Origin of the sequence: Bremerella sp. JC817 (assembly GCF_040718835.1) — a bacterium.
Classification (GTDB): Bacteria; Planctomycetota; Planctomycetia; order Pirellulales; family Pirellulaceae; genus Bremerella.
The window spans coordinates 180,355-196,752 of sequence record NZ_JBFEFG010000253.1 but is presented as its reverse complement, the minus strand read 5'-3'; the positions used below and the strand labels follow the sequence as shown (position 1 = coordinate 196,752).

Here is a 16,398-nt window from a genome sequence, read left to right as displayed (position 1 = left end):
ATGAGTAGCACACTGGCTGAGATTGCACAGCAGCTAAAAAACGCCAACAAGAAGGTGCAATTGATCTACGCCTTCAACGGCACGGGCAAAACGCGTCTCTCGCGAGAATTCAAGCAACTTATTGCGAGAGGGGTCGCTACTGGCTCTGAGCCAGCGACATCCGACGCGAGCCCGGTTGACTCAGGTGCTGACGGATCTCAACTCTCGCGAGAGAGAATCCTGTACTACAACGCATTCACGGAGGATCTCTTTTACTGGGATAACGACCTGGAGCTTGACGCGGAGCCAAAGCTAATAATCCAACCAAACTCTTTCACTGATTGGGTGCTAAAAGAGCAAGGGCAGGATCAAAATATCATCACCAACTTTCAGAAGTACGCTAACCAAACGCTGACGCCAAGGTTCAGCCCGGACTTCCGTGAAGTGACGTTTTCAAACCAGAGCGGTGATGATGAAGACTCCGGCAACTTGAAGATTTCCAAAGGTGAAGAGAGCAACTTTGTTTGGGGCTTTTTTTATACCTTGCTCGATTTGGTGATCACGATTCTGAATGTTGCCGAGCCCGACGATCGCGAGACGGATCATTTCAACCGGCTCGAGTTTGTGTTCATTGACGACCCCGTCAGCTCGCTCGATGAAAACCACTTGATTGAGCTGGCGGTAAATTTGGCGGCCTTGATTTCGTCGAGTCAGTCCGATTTGAAATTCATCGTTACGACGCACAATCCGCTTTTCTACAACGTGCTGTTCAATGAGTTGAACAGGAAGACATGCTATTTGCTTGAGAACTTTGAGGACGGCACCTTCGGATTGACCGAGAAACACGGCGACTCAAACAAGAGTTTCTCGTATCACTTGTATTTGAAGAAAATTTTAGAGAAGGCAGTCGCGGAAAACAAAATTGAGCGATACCACTTCACCCTCTTGCGTAACCTCTACGAGAAGTCCGCCAGCTTTTTAGGCTACCCCAGGTGGTCGGAGCTCTTGCCCGACGACAAGCAAGCGTATTTGAATCGCATCATCCAATTCACGAGCCATTCAACTTTGTCCAATGAATCGGTAGCCGTGCCAACCAAACAAGAGAAGAACACGGTTGGATTGCTTTTGAATCATCTCGTGACGAACTATCGTTTCTGGAGCGAGGTTGAACATCCATGACCGAATACAAAACCATCGCCGAATCGAGCAACTTCATCATCCTGGAAAAATACAACCGGGAGTGGATGGTCGCTGAAAGCTACCAGAGCGAAGGCGATCTCGAACGTGAACTGATTCAGGACTTGGAGAACCAAGGCTATGAATTTCGTAAGGACCTGAAATCACAGCAAGCGTTGCTAACCAACGTGCGCGGGCATCTGCAAACGCTGAATGCTGTGGAGTTTTCCGACGGAGAATGGCTTCGCTTTGTCGAGACGTTCCTGGATAAGCCGAGCGAAAGCATCGTCGATAAGACTCGCAAGATTCATGACGACTACATCCATGATTTCGTGTTCGACGATGGACGCATCCAGAACATCTACCTGCTCGACAAAAGGAATCCGGCTCGCAACAAGTTGGAGGTGATTCAGCAGTTCGAGCAGACGGGCTCCCACGCCAACCGTTACGACGTCACGATTTTGGTCAACGGGTTGCCGCTGGTGCAGGTGGAACTAAAGAAGCGTGGAGTGGCGATTCGCGAAGCGTTCAATCAAGTGCACCGCTACAGCAAGGAGAGTTTCAATAGTGCGAACTCGCTGTACAAGTATCTGCAGTTGTTCGTCATCTCCAACGGCACCGACACCCGCTACTTTGCCAACACGACGCGGCGTGACAAGAATAGCTTTGACTTCACCATGAACTGGGCGAAGTCGGACAACAGCCTGCTCAAAGACTTGAAGGATTTCACCGCGACCTTCTTTCAGAAGAAGACATTGCTGGAAGTACTCTTGAAGTATGCGGTATTTGATGTCAGCGACACGCTGCTGGTGATGCGCCCTTACCAAATCGCTGCCACAGAACGGATCCTGTGGAAGATCAGCAGTTCGTTTTCCGCGAAGGCATGGAGCAAGCCGGAGAGCGGAGGCTACATCTGGCACACAACGGGATCCGGTAAGACGTTGACCAGTTTCAAGGCAGCGAGATTAGCGACCGAACTGGACTTCATCGACAAAGTGTTCTTTGTGGTGGACCGGAAAGACCTGGACTACCAGACGATGAAGGAGTACCAGCGTTTCTCACCTGATAGCGTCAATGGCTCCGATAGTACAGCTGGGCTCAAACGCAACCTGGATATTGATGATAACAAGATCGTCGTGACGACTATCCAGAAGCTCAACAACCTGATGAAGAGCGAGTCCGACCTGCCGATCTACCAGAAGCAGGTCGTCTTCATCTTTGACGAATGCCACCGCAGCCAATTTGGTGAGGCACAAAAAAATCTCCAGAAGAAGTTCAAGCGATATTACCAGTTCGGTTTCACCGGCACTCCGATCTTCCCTCAAAACGCATTGGGAGCGGAAACAACCGCCAGCGTGTTTGGTCGTGAGTTGCATTCTTACGTGATCACGGACGCCATTCGCGACGAGAAGGTCCTGAAGTTTAAGGTGGACTACAACGACGTCCGCCCACAGTTTAAAGCGATCGAAACTGAGCAGGATGAGAAGAAGCTTACGGCTGCCGAGAACCGTCAGGCTCTTTTGCATCCCGACCGAATTCGTGAAATTTCCCAATACGTTCTGACTCACTTCCGTCAGAAAACGCATCGCTTGCGTGCAAACCGGACGGGCTTCAACGCCATGTTCGCAGTTAGCAGCGTGGACGCGGCCAAGCTTTATTACGAGGCTCTGAACAAGTTGCAGAAGGACAGCGAAAGGCCGCTCCGTATCGCGACCATCTTTTCCTTTGCGGCAAACGAAGAACAAGATGCCGTTGGTGAGATTCAAGATGAGAGTTTCGATGTCTCGGCAATGAACAGTAGTGCGAAGGAGTTTTTGAACACGGCGATTGCCGACTACAACGGCTACTTCAAAACCAGTTTCAGCGTTGATAGCAACGGGTTCCAGAACTACTACCGCGACTTGGCGATGCGTGTGCGGGGGACAAGCAACAGTGGAGTCGAACTCCCGCCAGATCAGAAAGTGGATCTGCTGGTTGTTGTCGGGATGTTTCTTACTGGCTTCGATGCACCACGGCTCAATACCTTGTTCGTGGACAAGAACCTTCGTTACCACGGCTTGATCCAGGCATTCTCGCGTACGAACCGGATCTACGATGCCACCAAGACGTTTGGCAATATCGTTACGTTCCGTGACTTAGAACAGCCAACAGTCGATGCGATCACTCTGTTCGGTGATAGCAACACGAAGAACGTGGTGCTTGAAAAGAGCTACAAAGAATACATGGAGGGCTTCACCGACATCGTCACTGGTCAGGCCAGACGCGGGTTCAAGGAAGTCGTTGCGGAATTGGAGGAACGCTTCCCAAACCCTGATGAGATTGTTCGGGAGAAAGACAAGAAGGATTTCGCGAAGCTGTTTGGCGAATATTTGCGAGTTGAGAATGTCCTGCAGAACTTTGATGAGTTTGCGAGCCTGAAAGCTCTCCAATCCATCGACATGGACGACGCGGAACAAGTCGAAGCCTTCAAAGAAGAGCATTACCTCAGCGACGAAGATCTAGAAGAATTGCAAAACATCCAAGTGCCACCGGATCGCAAGATTCAAGACTACCGCTCGACGTACAACGACATTCGGGACTGGTTGCGGCGTGAGAAAGCCAGCAACGAAACGGAGGAATCCACAATCGACTGGACCGACGTGGTTTTCGAGGTGGATCTGCTGAAGTCACAAGAGATCAATCTGGACTACATTCTGGAACTCATCTTTGAGCATAACAAAAAGACCAAAGACAAATCGCAGTTGCTTGATGAAGTACGCCGGTTGATTCGTGCTAGCGTTGGCAATCGCGCGAAAGAGAGCTTGGTTGTAGACTTCATCAACCAAGCGGATCTTGACGGACTGCCTGACAAAGCCAGTGTGATCGAAGCCTTCTTTGGTTTCGCCCGGGCCGAGCAGCAGCGGGAAGCCGACGAACTGATTACCGACGAAAACTTGAACGCGCTAGAAGCAAAGCGGTATATCAGCACTTCTCTAAGACGTGAGTATGCCAGTGAAAATGGCACGGAGTTGAATGCAATCTTGCCGAAAATGAGTCCGCTTAACCCCCAGTACCTCACGAAGAAGCAAAGCGTGTTTCAAAAGATCGCAGCGTTCGTAGAGAAGTTCAAAGGGGTTGGTGGGGATGTTTGAAGATCTCAGCCATTGCTCGTTGCTATCAAAAAATACGTTCAATCTACTGATCGACGAAGAATTGGTGCTCTAGAACTAAACATTAAGGCAGAACATTCGATGGTTCCGCTTGGGTACCACCCTCAACCGGGTTGTTAACCCAAACCCCCGCTCAAATCAGAGAGCACGAGAGTCATCGAGGAGAGGAGCCAATCTAGCCCTACCTAGCTTCGCTCGGCGTTTACCAGAGAACTCTCCCAGAGAACCCACCAAGTCGCAACTTCTTACCAGATAACCCCAAACGAAAAAACGCCCAGAGTCTGCACTCTCGGCGTTTGTCGTTAACGGGTTTGTCGGCGGAAAATCCGCTTCAAAGAAAGGCTCCCCCGGCAGGACTCGAACCTGCGACAAGGCGGTTAACAGCCGCCTGCTCTACCAACTGAGCTACAGGGGATCAGATGAACAGCTAAGTTTACTTCTTTCCCTTTTCCTTTCAAGGGCACCCCGTACGAAACTTTTTGGTGTGGGATGGGGCGAAGTTCTGGTCGTATCGAACAAGACAGGCTCGCCTCACGAAGGGTTCGCGGAGGGGGAGATTTTACTTGCTCGTGCGGTCCTTGACCATCCGTACCGAGTTCCCTTTTTCGTTGTACTGAACGTCGGTCATGTAGGCCTTAATCAGCATCACGCCGCGACCCGAGGGTACGTCCAGATTCTCGTCCAGGGTAGGATCTGGCACATCGGTTGGATCGAAGCCAGGACCTTCGTCGGTGATATGGATCAGCACCCGTTCTTTGCCGACACGCATGTCGACTTCGACCGACTTGTTGGGATCTTGCTTGTTCCCGTGCTTGATAGCATTCACTAGCGCTTCTTCAGCCGCCAGGTGGATCCCGAACGAATCGTGCGAGGCCCATTCGGCGCGGTCGAGTTGGGCAAGCAGTTCCTTAATGAGTCGCTGCCCTTCCGCCGTATCACTAGGAATGGTTTCCTGATTGGACCATAGCCAGTTGTTGTCGTCGCCCATAACTGAGAGCAATCACGAATGGAAGGAGTGTTACGGGAAAAGCCAGTCAGGGATTCCTTCTTCCCGACTGATGTCTGCTGGCCGCTACGCACAGCATCGAAAGACGCGGTGATAGCACTAGTGTAGCCGTAAAGTCAGTTTACGGAAAACAGGGAGACCTCAATTAGCCGCGAAAGGCTGCCAGTGCGTCCGGAACGTCGTCTTTGATATCGAACAACTTGTTCAGACGGGTGATGGCAAACACTTCCATGATCTCAGGACGAATATTGCTCATCTTCAGATGCCCCTCCTGCTGTTTAACCTGCTTGTCCAGGCTAATCAGTTTGCCCAGGGCCGAACTCGAGAGGAATTCAACATGGGAGAAGTTCAGCAGGATATTCCGCTTCTTTTCGACCTCGACCAGGTCGCTGAACTCTTGGCCGATTTCCTGAATCTGAACGTCATCCAAGATCTTGCGATCCTTGAATTCAACGACGGTAACGTCGTCCACCTCGGAGATTTTGAGGCGTTTTTGATCCGACATCGTATTCATTTCCTTTAACCTGAAGACTTCGCAGAATTCTAACGCAGCAGGAATCGTCGACACAAAGGAAAAACAAGCATTCTGAGAAACTTACAGGCCAGCTGAGCGCCAGAATCGTCTCAAACGCTAAACCCTATGATAATTTTCACTTACGTGCTGTCAACGACCAAACAGCGCCCATTGGGCTCCGAGAAACTGGGAACCCTAGAAGATTTATGGACTTAGTTGCCTCGTTTGCCGTCGAGAACGACGTGCGTCATCAGCAAATAGTTGCCACCCCGATATTCGGTCACGGTTCCGGTGACCACCCAAACCAGCTCTCCCGTCGATGATTCCTGGGTTTGGACGACCCGTTCCATCATGCGGTTCTCGAGGATCTTCAGCGAGACCTGCTCGCCGTCGAGATTGAAGCTGAGTCGATCGCCAATCCACTCAAAAGAGCCCTTGGTATCAACGACTTCCGCGCCTTCGCGGAGCCGCTTTGATTTCTTCTCTTGCTCTTCTGCCATCCGCGCCCGATCCGAGATCGGCGTCGCTCCTTCCTGGCCGGAAACAACGGCACCTGGCAGTATCAGCATTGCTAATAAAAGAGCCGCTATTCCAAGAATCGTGCAGAGATTAAGTGGGGATTTCATCGCAGGGGATCTCACTGTTCACATGACGCCAAGAGACTAGGGAAGTCTAGCTTCCGTTTTCCTTGTTGCGTTCGTAAATCATTGAGGTTGCCAAATGACATCGCCCGGTGTTGAACCCCACCCATAGGAAACGTGACAAAAATCACTGCAACATCTTATATACAAATATCTTACAGCGATTCACGGCTGTTTAAACCAGCATCCTGGCACAGGGGGTGCAATCTATTTCGTCTGTCAGGTTCTTCGATCCCTTCTTCGACCGGCAGGCAGGTTATGTTCGATCCGATTCCTTCCACTTCGTTCGCTCCCCTTTTGATCGCGTTTTTCTTTGCGATCAGCGGGATACTGGCGGTAGCGACCGGCCAGGTCTTTGCCCAGGACCTGAATGCCAACGCCATTGTCGAGCTCACAACCTCTAGTGGCAGAACATTCCGCGGCACGATCTCGCCAAAAAGCGATTTCAACGCGGTCCATCTGACAACTAGCCGAGGGTCCATCTCGCTGACACGGCCAATTGCCTGGACCGCAATCCGGCAGTTGACGATCGACGAACAACCCAGCTCGTTTGAGAACCTGGCGGCCCTGATCAACCTCGTCCATCGAGCCAATAACGTGGAAGAAGACGATACGGGGTTGGTGACCATTGGCCCGAGTCCGCTTCCGCGGGAGCATGAAGTTTCGGTCGAGCAGATGGAGGCGAGCCCTCAGTCGACGCCTCCGGCCAGTCTTTCGGCCTGGGCGACCTTCAAAAACTGGGATAGCGATCCGATGATCGACGGGCTGGAGGTCACCTTCGCGGCCGAAGACGAGCATGGCAATCCGACATCTGTCCGCGGCCACTTGGAAGCGGATCTATACACGTTCCAAGGGGAACGATATCTGGACGTTCCCCAGGGTCAGGGCGCCCAGTTCCGTAAGATCGGGACCTGGCGGATTCCGCTCGATCAGACGTTTGCCCGCTACGATTCCCGCGTCGCTCGCCTTCCGTATCAGTCCCCTTCACCAATCACCGACGGAAGCATTTCGCCGTATGGAACACTGATCGTGCGACTGGTAGTGCCCGGGCAAGGTACCTTTACGACCAGCCTGGACGACGTCCGATTGCGGCCTTACAGTTCCATCCGCGATGCGAACCAACTCCGCGGAAACCCTCGATATTTCGGGCATGAAAATCCACGTTATGTCCCCCAGGCCCGGCCGTAGCATTGACCTTCCAGCAAGAGAGCCTGGGCGTGTGACTACCCAGGCTTGGGCATGGCCAGGCTATGCAGTACCAGGACTGCCCCCATCGAGATTAAAGCCCATCCTAACCACTGGGGTGGTTTGATCGTCTTCTTGGCCGAAACGATATTGGCATCTTCGGCCGCGGCAACAAACGCTGTGGGCACATCGCTGGCCTCGGCCGGCTTGGCGGCAAAACGTTTGGTCAGAAAATGGCTTGCCTCTTGGGTCAACGTTACCGAGTCGACCATTCGGAACTGGATGCCCAATGCGAGGAGGACAATCCCGATCATGAAGTATTGATTGCGGTTGATTTCCACGATCTGCTCCGCCGAATCGCTGCGAACTGCACTGAGAATGGGGTGGGACGGCAAGGTCCGTCATATCTTCTATTCGAAGAGTTTCGTAGCTGATACTCAGCAATTCTCGAGGACCACCGTTGGTAGGTTCTGTGCGGATTGCTCCAACGAGAACGATCAATCCGGAGACTCGGTTCCTTAAGGCACCAAAAAGTGCGGGACACCCGCAAATCTGAATTTCCTCAGAGGCTTCCCTTTTTCCCTGACCTACTTATGTAAAAACGTGCGTTGTTTCCTGCGCGTTTGACGTCGTTTCAGACAGGGCTTAAGTCACATGAGTACACCGACACCTTCCCGAGGTCGCGCACTGGTTTGCGACGACTCGATGTTGATGCGAAAGCTGGTTATCGACTCGCTGGCCGAAGATGGCTGGACGATCGTAGGCGAAGCGCAGAACGGCAAGCAAGCGCTCGATCAATACAAAGCCCTGAAACCGGACGTTGTAACGCTCGACATTGTGATGCCTGAATTCGACGGCATTTTCGGGCTCGAAAACATTATGGAATTCGATGCCAATGCCAAGATCGTCATGGTCAGTGCGCTGAACCAGACGACCCTGGTCGCCGAAGCGGTGCGTAAAGGAGCTCAAGACTTCATCGTTAAGCCGTTCCTGCCGGAACATCTGCAAGAGACTTTGCGACGCATGGTCGACGCCAATCTGCCCGCCTAACCGCCCGGTTGGGGTTCAGGTTGGGGCTAACACGCGCTGATTTCCGAAATTCCGTAGCGATTGTGCCACAAGCGTACAGAAAATACGCGTAGAAAGGGTCGGCATTGAAGCCGATAGCCGTCTTGTGGCGTTGGTGAAATGGCCCAAATCGGCTAGTCTAACGGAATTGCAATCAAGGCAAGCACCGCGCGGAATAGACGTATGGCCCCAGGCGTCCACGAGCCCACCATCCGAGAGCATGACGACGAGAGGACGAATCTTTCGTCGATCAGTTTCATTGGCTTGGTGTTAACTCAGTTCTTCGGTGCAGCGAACGACAATATCTTTCGTTGGTTCGCCATCGGCATCGGCAAAGAACAACATCCGGAATATGTCGGCTCGATCTTGATGGCCGGCACGGCCTGTATGGTGGCGCCCTATCTCATTTTCGCGCCCCATGCCGCTTATTTCGCCGACCGGTACAGCAAGCGAAGCGTAATCGTCGCCTGTAAGCTGGCCGAAATCGTGATCATGTTGCTGGGGATCTGCCTGGCGTGGAGCGGTCACCTTTTCTGGCTCTTTAGCGTGGTCTTTTTGCTGGGTGCTCAAAGCGCCATGTATGGCCCCGCCAAGCTGGGCGCGATCCCTGAAATCTTAAAGACGAAACATATATCCTCCGCCAATGGCATCATTGGCCTGGCCACGGTGGTGGCGACTGCTTTGGGAACCGTCGTTGGAAACTTGCTTAGCGATATTACGCACCAAGGCGAAACGAACCTTTGGCTGGCGGGCATCATCATGGTCGGTTTTGCCGCCGTCGGGATTGTGACCAGCCTCTGGATTCAAAACCTTCCCATCAATCAGCCGGTGCTCAAGTTCCCTTGGGATCCGATCAAGAGCACACTTCTAGATTTGAAGGCACTCCGCAAAAACAAAGCGATCTTCTACGTCGCCTTGGGGAGCACCTTCTTCTGGACCTTGGCGGCGCTGGCTCAGTTGAATATTGACCAATTCGCTGCCGAGAGTGGCACGACTACGCAAACCGATGTTGGCCCGCTGTTGGCGGTGCTTGTGGTCGGGACCGCGGTGGGCTGCGTGTTGGCAGGCTACTGGTCGCAAGGGCACGTCGAAATGGGCATCTTGCCGCTGGGGGCTACAGGCCTGGCGATTTGCTCATTCCTGCTGTTCCTCTGCCCTTCCCCGATTGTCACGCCTGACGGCAGTTGGAACTTTGTGTTCTTTGTTGCCAGTTCGCTGCTCTTCCTGCTGGGGATCTCCGCGGGGCTATTCGAGGTCCCCTTGGCCTCGTTCCTGCAGCATCGTGCGCCGGCCGAGAAACGAGGCACCATCCTCGCCGCGACCAACTTCCTGACCTTTGGCGGGATCTTGTTGATTTCGGTGGTCTTCTCGATCTTGCGATGGCCCGTCTACGAAGGGGACGTCCGCAACCTCGACCAGATCGGGAAACTGGAAATCACGCCGCAGTTTGAAGAAGAAGTTGGCAGAGCTTCGACCGCATTTCGTGACGATCTGGTCAATGGTCGCGACTACGAAGACCCTTTGGCGGCCGCTCAGCGCTTATCGAGCAATCCGGCCGAGCAGTCGTTCGCGTTCGCGACGCTGTTGATGACCCAGTTGCATCACACCTTCAGTGTGGGCGACCCGATCGACCGTAGCGAAGTGATCGAGAAATACCCTCACCAGCGTCAGTTGGTGGCAGAGATCTACTTCCAAGCCACAAACCTGCCCCTGCTCAGTTCACGGCAGATCTTTCTGCTATGCGGGATCGTGACGATTCCGATTTTGTTCTACATCTTGTACCTGCTTCCGCAGAACTCGCTCCGCTTCCTGGTTTGGTTGGCGAGTGAAACGTTCTATCGTATTCGTGTTCACGACCGCGAGAACCTGCCCGCCGAAGGTGGCGCGCTGCTGGTCTCGAATCATGTTTCATGGCTCGATGGCGTGCTGCTGATGCTCACCAGTAGCCGGCCAGTCCGCATGCTGGTTTGGGGTGGAAACTTCAAGAGTGCCTGGTTCCGCCGCTTTGTCGAATATCACGGAGCAATCCTGATCGACAAGGGGCCCAAGGGAATCCAGCGTGCCCTGCAAGTCGGCCGCGAAGCCATTGAAAATGGCGAACTGGTCTGCGTCTTTGCCGAAGGTGGCATCACGCGTAGTGGCCAGATTCAGGGCTTCCGTCCTGGCCTGTTGAAGATGGTCGAAGGAACCTCGGCTCCGGTTGTGCCCGTCTTTATCGACGAACTGTGGGGCAGCGTCTTCACGTTCAGTGACGGCCGTTTTTTCTGGAAGCTGCCTCGTAGTTGGCAGACCCCGATTTCGATTCACTTCGGCGAACCAATCGAGCCCCCTTACGGTATCCACAGCATTCGTCAGGCAGTCCAGCAATTGGGCGCCGTGGCCTTCCAACGCCGCATGGAACGAGTCATCCCGCCCGCGAAAACGATGCTCCGCATTTGCAAGCGTCGCTTGTTCGGCTCGAAGGTTGCCGACTCGGTCGGAACCGACCTGACTGGCGGCGTCTTCCTGACGCGAATCATGGTGCTGCTCAACCTGCTCAACCGCCACATCCTGAAGCCACGTAAAGAAGAGCCTTACGTCGGCGTGCTGCTGCCTCCTTCGGTCGCCGGCGCTGCGGTCAACGCTGCCTTGGCCCTGGATCGTCGCATCGCAGTCAACTTGAATTACACGACCAGCAACGAGGTGATGAACCACTGCATCCGGCAGTGTGGTATCAAATCGGTGCTGACCAGTCGCAAGTTCATGGAACGCTTCGACTGGAACCTGGAATGCGAAGTGGTCTATCTGGAAGACCTGAAAGACAAGCCAACGCTCGGTGATAAGATTATCAGTGCGTTCAAGGCATTCGTCGTTCCGAGCTTCATTCTCGATCGCGTTTACAAACTCAATAAGATCGGGCCAAACGATACCCTGACGGTGATCTTCACCTCCGGCTCGACCGGTATCCCCAAGGGCGTTCAGCTCACCCACGCCAATATTTCGTCGAACGTCCAGGCCATCGAGCAGATGGTGCACTTGAACCGCTCCGACGTGATCATCGGCATCTTGCCGTTCTTCCATTCCTTTGGCTATACGGTCACCCTGTGGACGCTGCTGGGGATCGACGTGAAGTGTGCCTATCACTTCAGTCCACTCGAACCGAAGATCATCGGCAACCTGACCAAGAAACATCATGGCACCGTGATCCTGGCCACGCCGACGTTCCTGCGTAGCTATCTGCGTCGGGTGGACAAGGACGACTTCGCCTCGCTGCAGATCGTGGTGGCGGGTGCCGAAAAGCTGCCCATGGATCTCTGTGAAGCCTTCGAAGAGAAGTTTGGTGTCCGTCCGGTCGAAGGTTACGGAGCAACCGAGCTTTCGCCCCTGGTCTCGGTCAACATTCCTCCGGCCCGTTCGATCGACAACTTCCAGATCGATCGAAAAGAAGGAACCGTAGGCCGGCCCATTCCGAATGTGGCCGCCAAGATCATCGATCTCGACACCGGTGAAGAACGGGGCGTCGACGAACCAGGCATGCTTTACATCACCGGTCCGAACGTGATGAAGGGCTACCTCGATATGCCGAACGAAACCAGCGAGGTCTTGAACTCCGGCTGGTACAAGACAGGCGACGTCGCATTGATCGACGAAGACGGCTTTTTGAAGATCACCGGTCGCGTCAGCCGCTTCTCCAAGATCGGTGGCGAAATGATTCCGCACGTCCGGATCGAAGAAGCCATTACCGAGATCATCGGTCCCGACGAAAGTGATGAACTGACCATCGCCGTTACCGCGGTCGATCATCCAACCAAAGGGGAACGCATTGTCGTCCTTCACACGCCATTGAGCCTCTCGCCTCAAGAGATCTGTCAGCGACTGAAAGAATCGGGCCTTCCGAATCTATTTATTCCATCCACTGAAAGCTTTGTGGAAGTCGAGAAGATTCCGGTCTTGGGCACCGGCAAGCTTGACCTGCGAGAGCTGAAAGAACTTGCCAAGACGCGGTTCGCTTCTAATGGAACCGCCGCCTCGTAGTCAGGCTGGCTTCGCGACCTTGTGTCTGACCGAATCGTCCACCAGCCACTTGCTCTCCGACCACGGATTTCACGGATAGACACAGCCCGAAGGCCTGGGTCCACGAAGCATAATGCCTCCGACAGTGCCGATTCGTGAAATCCGTGGTCGCCACACCAAGATGGAATCGCTCGGCGTTACCGCAGAGGTGCCTGCAGGACTCTCGTCGCAACGTCCCAGGCAGCAAGCGATTCCAGGCTAATTGATTGGTTAGCGACGCAGTTCAGCAAATCGCTTTCGTGGTACCGGTCCCAACGCAGAAGCATCGGCCGTAATGATGGGTGAGGTCACCGGAACGGACTCGACAGGAATAACAGGCGAAGCCTGCGACTGCTGCGGCAGCAATGCCGGCTCTCTTACCGGCGCAGACGCCACCGGCACCGGCTGCTGTTCTGTCGGAACCGGGCCAGAGAACTTTTCCTGCAAGGCTTTCTCGGCAACAACACGTCGCTGATAAACCCGCGTGACAACGTCACTCATTTGCTGGCGAACAACCGGATCGACCTTTTCCAGACGACCGACCAGGTGCTGCATTCCATTGACGTTGTCTTCGGCATTCTTCGAGATCTTACCAATGAACGACGAGGTCTCTGCAAAGTTGTAGTCGGCCGTCTTCCCAATCAGTGGATGCAAGGTTTTCGCCAGGAAGTCCGCCCCGCGGCTTTCAAACTTGACGAAGACATCGAGACGGTTCGAGACAAACGACTTCCCTTCCGCCGCCTTGGTATAGCCGGAACGAAGGATCAGCACGCAATTGGCCACAATCCGCGTCGGTGCCAAAGGCCCTTCATAATAGCCTTGGGCAAAGAAGACATTGGTTTGACCATCGGCGTAGATGATATCCACCTTGCTGACCGTGCCAGCACCATCGTTGGCGTGGAAGGTCGTGGGGCTAAGCCGTTGCACTTCGACGGTGGTGATTCCCATCAGCTCCCAGATATTCACAACCACTTCGGGATATGAAACCAGGAAGGAATACAGTTCTGGGTCGCAGTTGATGACCTGGACAGGAAGCCGGCGGAAGATGCTCGGATCTTTCACCACTTCCGCGACCCGGTTTTGATCCTGGGGACGAAGCTGTGGGAAAGGAATCTGCCGGAGCGCATCCTGCTTCTCTTCACGATTGAACGCGACCAGCGTCGCCTCTGGCTCTTCTGCTTGGATCGTAGGAGCAGTTGTTAGAAACAAACCACTCACAAGCAACCAGCATGCGAAGATGAACAGACCGGGAACGCGTTCATTGACAGATGGAGTTCGGACAATCGGCATGCAAGCATTCCCCCATGGCTTCGCGGCGGCTGAGATGGCCTTACCCTTAATTCGGTTGAATCGCTATGATCGCCACAATCATTCTCAGATTCCTAACCCGAACAGTACGCTAGCAAACGCTGTCTTTGCCGAAAGAACGCATCTGCTGACGTTAGTATTGCGAGCACCGAATCGATGGCACTCCCTGCCAGCCCCCTTTACCGACCTGTCACGACCGTCCTGCTGATGCTGGGCGGGCTGCTCGCGGCGGGCGGTACGTTTCACCTGGCTGCCAAGTGGTATCTGATCCCCGCGCGGATGGATGCCTTGCTGCAAGACGCCCCAGAATCGGAAGTTGGCCAGCGAATGGACCAAATTCTCGCTTCTTCTGCGCAACCACCGCAGCAACAATTGTTGAAATGGATGGGTTCCGAGCGAGGCGATATCGCTTTGGAAGCGGTTGGACGGCTGAAACTTCAGCTTTCGCAGTGGGAACAGCACCCCGGGATCGCCATCGCCCCCCAGGCCCGCCAACTTGCGGAAGAACTGCAAAAGAAAGTAAGCGACTATCCAGAACCGATCCGGCGCGAGGTGCGTGATATCGCCATTCGGATGGCCTCGTGGAAGCTGGGACCGAACTCCGCCGACGATGGCCCGATGCTGCTAGCACTAGAATCGATCTTGCGCGAGACCATCTCGCAGCCACTTTCGGATAGTCCTGTTGCCGCCAGCGAAGCAGCCCTTGATCAGTTTCTAGGAGAAGAGAATTCGCGGCTGACAACGCCCGTGATCACATCGTCGGTCGATGTCAGCTTGCACGATGGGCTTCCTATGCAACAAGCGACGATCACTGATCCACCTGTCGAAGCGCAGGCAATACCATCGTTTACCACCACAACGAATGCGCGTCCGACCGGTGTATTAACCGCCAACCATCGAAGTTCTATTTCGCAGCCGCTAAAGCTTCCTCCCTTGGTAGCTTCTCCTAAGCAGATTGAACCAGGAGCACATAGACCTGAACCATTACCAGACCTAAGCCGGCTTACCACGTTAGAGATCATGTGGAAGCTACATGCCCAGGATCAAGAGCTCGCGGAGCACGTACGAGAGACCTTGAAGGCTAGAAGCTTCTCGCCAGAAGATTTGCAACTTGCGACCCGTATGACGCACCCACAAGTTAGTGAACGCCTGCAATTAGTGCGAGAATTGCCCAGTATGGGGCGAAACGACATGACCAATTGGCTCTATTATATGACCAAAGATCCTGACGATGGGGTTCGCTACGGAGCCGCGTCGGCTCTACTAACTTCCTCCGATCCCCGTCTCTTGAAACGCCTGAAGGCGGACTTGGCGACGGATCCAAGCCCGCGCGTTCAAACGTTAATCAAGAGATAGCCGCGCGATGGCGCGTGAGTAGAACTGCGGACTCAATCTAGTGAGTCAGCTTGCTCAGCATATCCATCGCTTGCTTGGCACGGCCAACGCCGCCCATGCTGTCGACAAACTCTTTAGCCGAGATCAGGTCTTCCGCGGTGATCTTGCCCGACTTGATCGGACCTTGCGACTTGCGTTTATCCATCGACTTGATGGTGCTGACGTATTGAGGTGTCACATCCTTGTAACCAGCCTTCTTCAAGGCATCTGCAACAATCGTAGGAGAAGCGTCAGGGTTGTCCTTCTGATAGTTGCGAATGGCATCCGCTTTAGATGGCTTGTTCGTAGCGCGTTTGGCCATGTTGATTACTTTTTTCTTTCTATGGAATACTGTTTTGGTACTGTGCCTCGCCCCAAGGCCCTCTTCTAGTCTAGACTCACATTTTTAGTAAGTCGACGCATAAGCAACTAGATTACTGCGAAACCGCAACTGATTGCTTTGTACAGCGTGTTTCTCGGTTTTTGTCGACCCTGGACACGTAGAAGCGCAGACCGTAATCGATCCAATATATCAGTACGACTCTCATACGATAGATGGTACATATGCTCTGACATCGGTGAGAATCTCGCATGAAACACCGTCTTAAGATCGGTGACGAAATTCGATTCCATCCTTGCACCACCCTAATAGCAATCATTCGCCTGCCAAGCTAATGACCCCACAACGAGGTAACCGAGCAGCCCTCAACCAGAATGGTATTTGCACAACATCGGCAGGCTTCAATTTGCATAAGGTTGGACAGGCGGGCAAATCGCGCAGTTGCGGACAAACTGCACATTATGGGAAGAGTAATGAGGAGTAAGAGTGGGGATGACAGGAATCGAACCTGCACTCCTTGCGGAACTAGATCCTAAATCTAGCGCGTCTGCCAGTTTCGCCACATCCCCTGGCTCCTCAAAGATCCCCAATTAGAAGAGGGGATTTGAAGCAAGTCGCCTAGTATA

At 53.6% G+C, this 16,398-nt stretch carries 12 protein-coding genes and 2 tRNA genes; 6 read left to right on the top strand and 8 right to left on the bottom strand.

What is annotated here, in order from left to right; all coding sequences use genetic code 11:
- Together AB1L30_RS04705 and AB1L30_RS04700 are read left to right on the top strand one after the other, a co-directional pair.
- On the top strand, positions 1-1,158 hold the full coding sequence (locus tag AB1L30_RS04705) for a hypothetical protein (protein WP_367012258.1): 1,158 nt from the start codon (positions 1-3) through the stop codon (positions 1,156-1,158).
- Positions 1,155-4,286 (top strand): type I restriction endonuclease subunit R, encoded by a 3,132-nt coding sequence (locus tag AB1L30_RS04700; RefSeq protein WP_367012257.1) that lies wholly within the window; start codon positions 1,155-1,157, stop codon positions 4,284-4,286. Before AB1L30_RS04705 ends, AB1L30_RS04700 begins: the two co-directional genes overlap by 4 nt.
- A gap of 360 nt (positions 4,287-4,646) precedes the next feature.
- Here the strand turns inward: AB1L30_RS04700 and AB1L30_RS04695 are convergent.
- The 4 genes from AB1L30_RS04695 to AB1L30_RS04680 form a co-directional block, all read right to left on the bottom strand.
- Positions 4,647-4,719 (bottom strand) — tRNA-Asn (locus tag AB1L30_RS04695).
- Positions 4,720-4,863: 144 nt separating this feature from the next.
- Positions 4,864-5,292, bottom strand: coding sequence for an ATP-binding protein (locus AB1L30_RS04690; protein WP_367012256.1), 429 nt, complete (start codon positions 5,290-5,292; stop codon positions 4,864-4,866).
- Between the two features lie 163 nt (positions 5,293-5,455).
- A complete protein-coding gene (locus AB1L30_RS04685) occupies positions 5,456-5,815 on the bottom strand; it encodes an STAS domain-containing protein (RefSeq protein ID WP_367012255.1) in 360 nt (119 codons plus the stop codon).
- Between the two features lie 221 nt (positions 5,816-6,036).
- On the bottom strand, positions 6,037-6,450 hold the full coding sequence (locus AB1L30_RS04680) for a hypothetical protein (RefSeq protein ID WP_367012253.1): 414 nt from the start codon (positions 6,448-6,450) through the stop codon (positions 6,037-6,039).
- Between the two features lie 273 nt (positions 6,451-6,723).
- On the opposite strand from AB1L30_RS04680, the gene AB1L30_RS04675 reads away from it, so the two are divergent.
- Entirely contained in the window at positions 6,724-7,653 is a 930-nt protein-coding gene (locus AB1L30_RS04675; RefSeq protein WP_367012252.1) for a hypothetical protein, read from the top strand.
- Positions 7,654-7,688: 35 nt separating this feature from the next.
- Here the strand turns inward: AB1L30_RS04675 and AB1L30_RS04670 are convergent, their stop codons facing one another.
- Positions 7,689-7,991, bottom strand: a complete 303-nt coding sequence (locus tag AB1L30_RS04670; RefSeq protein WP_367012250.1) for a hypothetical protein — start codon at positions 7,989-7,991, stop codon at positions 7,689-7,691.
- 313 nt (positions 7,992-8,304) lie between these two features.
- On the opposite strand from AB1L30_RS04670, the gene AB1L30_RS04665 reads away from it, so the two are divergent.
- Together AB1L30_RS04665 and AB1L30_RS04660 are read left to right on the top strand one after the other, a co-directional pair.
- Positions 8,305-8,700, top strand: coding sequence for a response regulator (locus AB1L30_RS04665; protein ID WP_367012249.1), 396 nt, complete (start codon positions 8,305-8,307; stop codon positions 8,698-8,700).
- A gap of 201 nt (positions 8,701-8,901) precedes the next feature.
- Positions 8,902-12,732, top strand: a complete 3,831-nt coding sequence (locus AB1L30_RS04660; protein ID WP_367012247.1) for an MFS transporter — start codon at positions 8,902-8,904, stop codon at positions 12,730-12,732.
- Between the two features lie 249 nt (positions 12,733-12,981).
- Here the strand turns inward: AB1L30_RS04660 and AB1L30_RS04655 are convergent, their stop codons facing one another.
- A complete protein-coding gene (locus AB1L30_RS04655) occupies positions 12,982-14,040 on the bottom strand; it encodes a hypothetical protein (protein WP_367012245.1) in 1,059 nt (352 codons plus the stop codon).
- Between the two features lie 174 nt (positions 14,041-14,214).
- Between AB1L30_RS04655 and AB1L30_RS04650 the strand changes: the two genes are divergently transcribed.
- Positions 14,215-15,414 (top strand): HEAT repeat domain-containing protein, encoded by a 1,200-nt coding sequence (locus AB1L30_RS04650; RefSeq protein ID WP_367012244.1) that lies wholly within the window; start codon positions 14,215-14,217, stop codon positions 15,412-15,414.
- A gap of 37 nt (positions 15,415-15,451) precedes the next feature.
- Here the strand turns inward: AB1L30_RS04650 and AB1L30_RS04645 are convergent, their stop codons facing one another.
- Both AB1L30_RS04645 and AB1L30_RS04640 read right to left on the bottom strand, forming a co-directional pair.
- Positions 15,452-15,754 (bottom strand): hypothetical protein, encoded by a 303-nt coding sequence (locus AB1L30_RS04645; RefSeq protein WP_367012243.1) that lies wholly within the window; start codon positions 15,752-15,754, stop codon positions 15,452-15,454.
- A 505-nt stretch (positions 15,755-16,259) separates the two neighbouring features.
- A tRNA-Leu gene (locus tag AB1L30_RS04640) sits at positions 16,260-16,341 on the bottom strand.
- Positions 16,342-16,398: the final 57 nt, after the last annotated feature.

Excerpts from the sequence above, each read along its gene's own strand:
- AB1L30_RS04705 (WP_367012258.1), top strand. The coding sequence starts at position 1 with ATGAGTAGCACACTGGCTGAGATTGCACAGCAGCTAAAAAACGCCAAC.
- AB1L30_RS04700 (WP_367012257.1), top strand. The coding sequence starts at position 1,155 with ATGACCGAATACAAAACCATCGCCGAATCGAGCAACTTCATCATCCTG.
- AB1L30_RS04690 (WP_367012256.1), bottom strand. The coding sequence starts at position 5,292 with ATGGGCGACGACAACAACTGGCTATGGTCCAATCAGGAAACCATTCCT.
- AB1L30_RS04685 (WP_367012255.1), bottom strand. The coding sequence starts at position 5,815 with ATGTCGGATCAAAAACGCCTCAAAATCTCCGAGGTGGACGACGTTACC.
- AB1L30_RS04680 (WP_367012253.1), bottom strand. The coding sequence starts at position 6,450 with ATGAAATCCCCACTTAATCTCTGCACGATTCTTGGAATAGCGGCTCTT.
- AB1L30_RS04675 (WP_367012252.1), top strand. The coding sequence starts at position 6,724 with ATGTTCGATCCGATTCCTTCCACTTCGTTCGCTCCCCTTTTGATCGCG.
- AB1L30_RS04665 (WP_367012249.1), top strand. The coding sequence starts at position 8,305 with ATGAGTACACCGACACCTTCCCGAGGTCGCGCACTGGTTTGCGACGAC.
- AB1L30_RS04660 (WP_367012247.1), top strand. The coding sequence starts at position 8,902 with ATGGCCCCAGGCGTCCACGAGCCCACCATCCGAGAGCATGACGACGAG.
- AB1L30_RS04655 (WP_367012245.1), bottom strand. The coding sequence starts at position 14,040 with ATGCCGATTGTCCGAACTCCATCTGTCAATGAACGCGTTCCCGGTCTG.
- AB1L30_RS04650 (WP_367012244.1), top strand. The coding sequence starts at position 14,215 with ATGGCACTCCCTGCCAGCCCCCTTTACCGACCTGTCACGACCGTCCTG.
- AB1L30_RS04645 (WP_367012243.1), bottom strand. The coding sequence starts at position 15,754 with ATGGCCAAACGCGCTACGAACAAGCCATCTAAAGCGGATGCCATTCGC.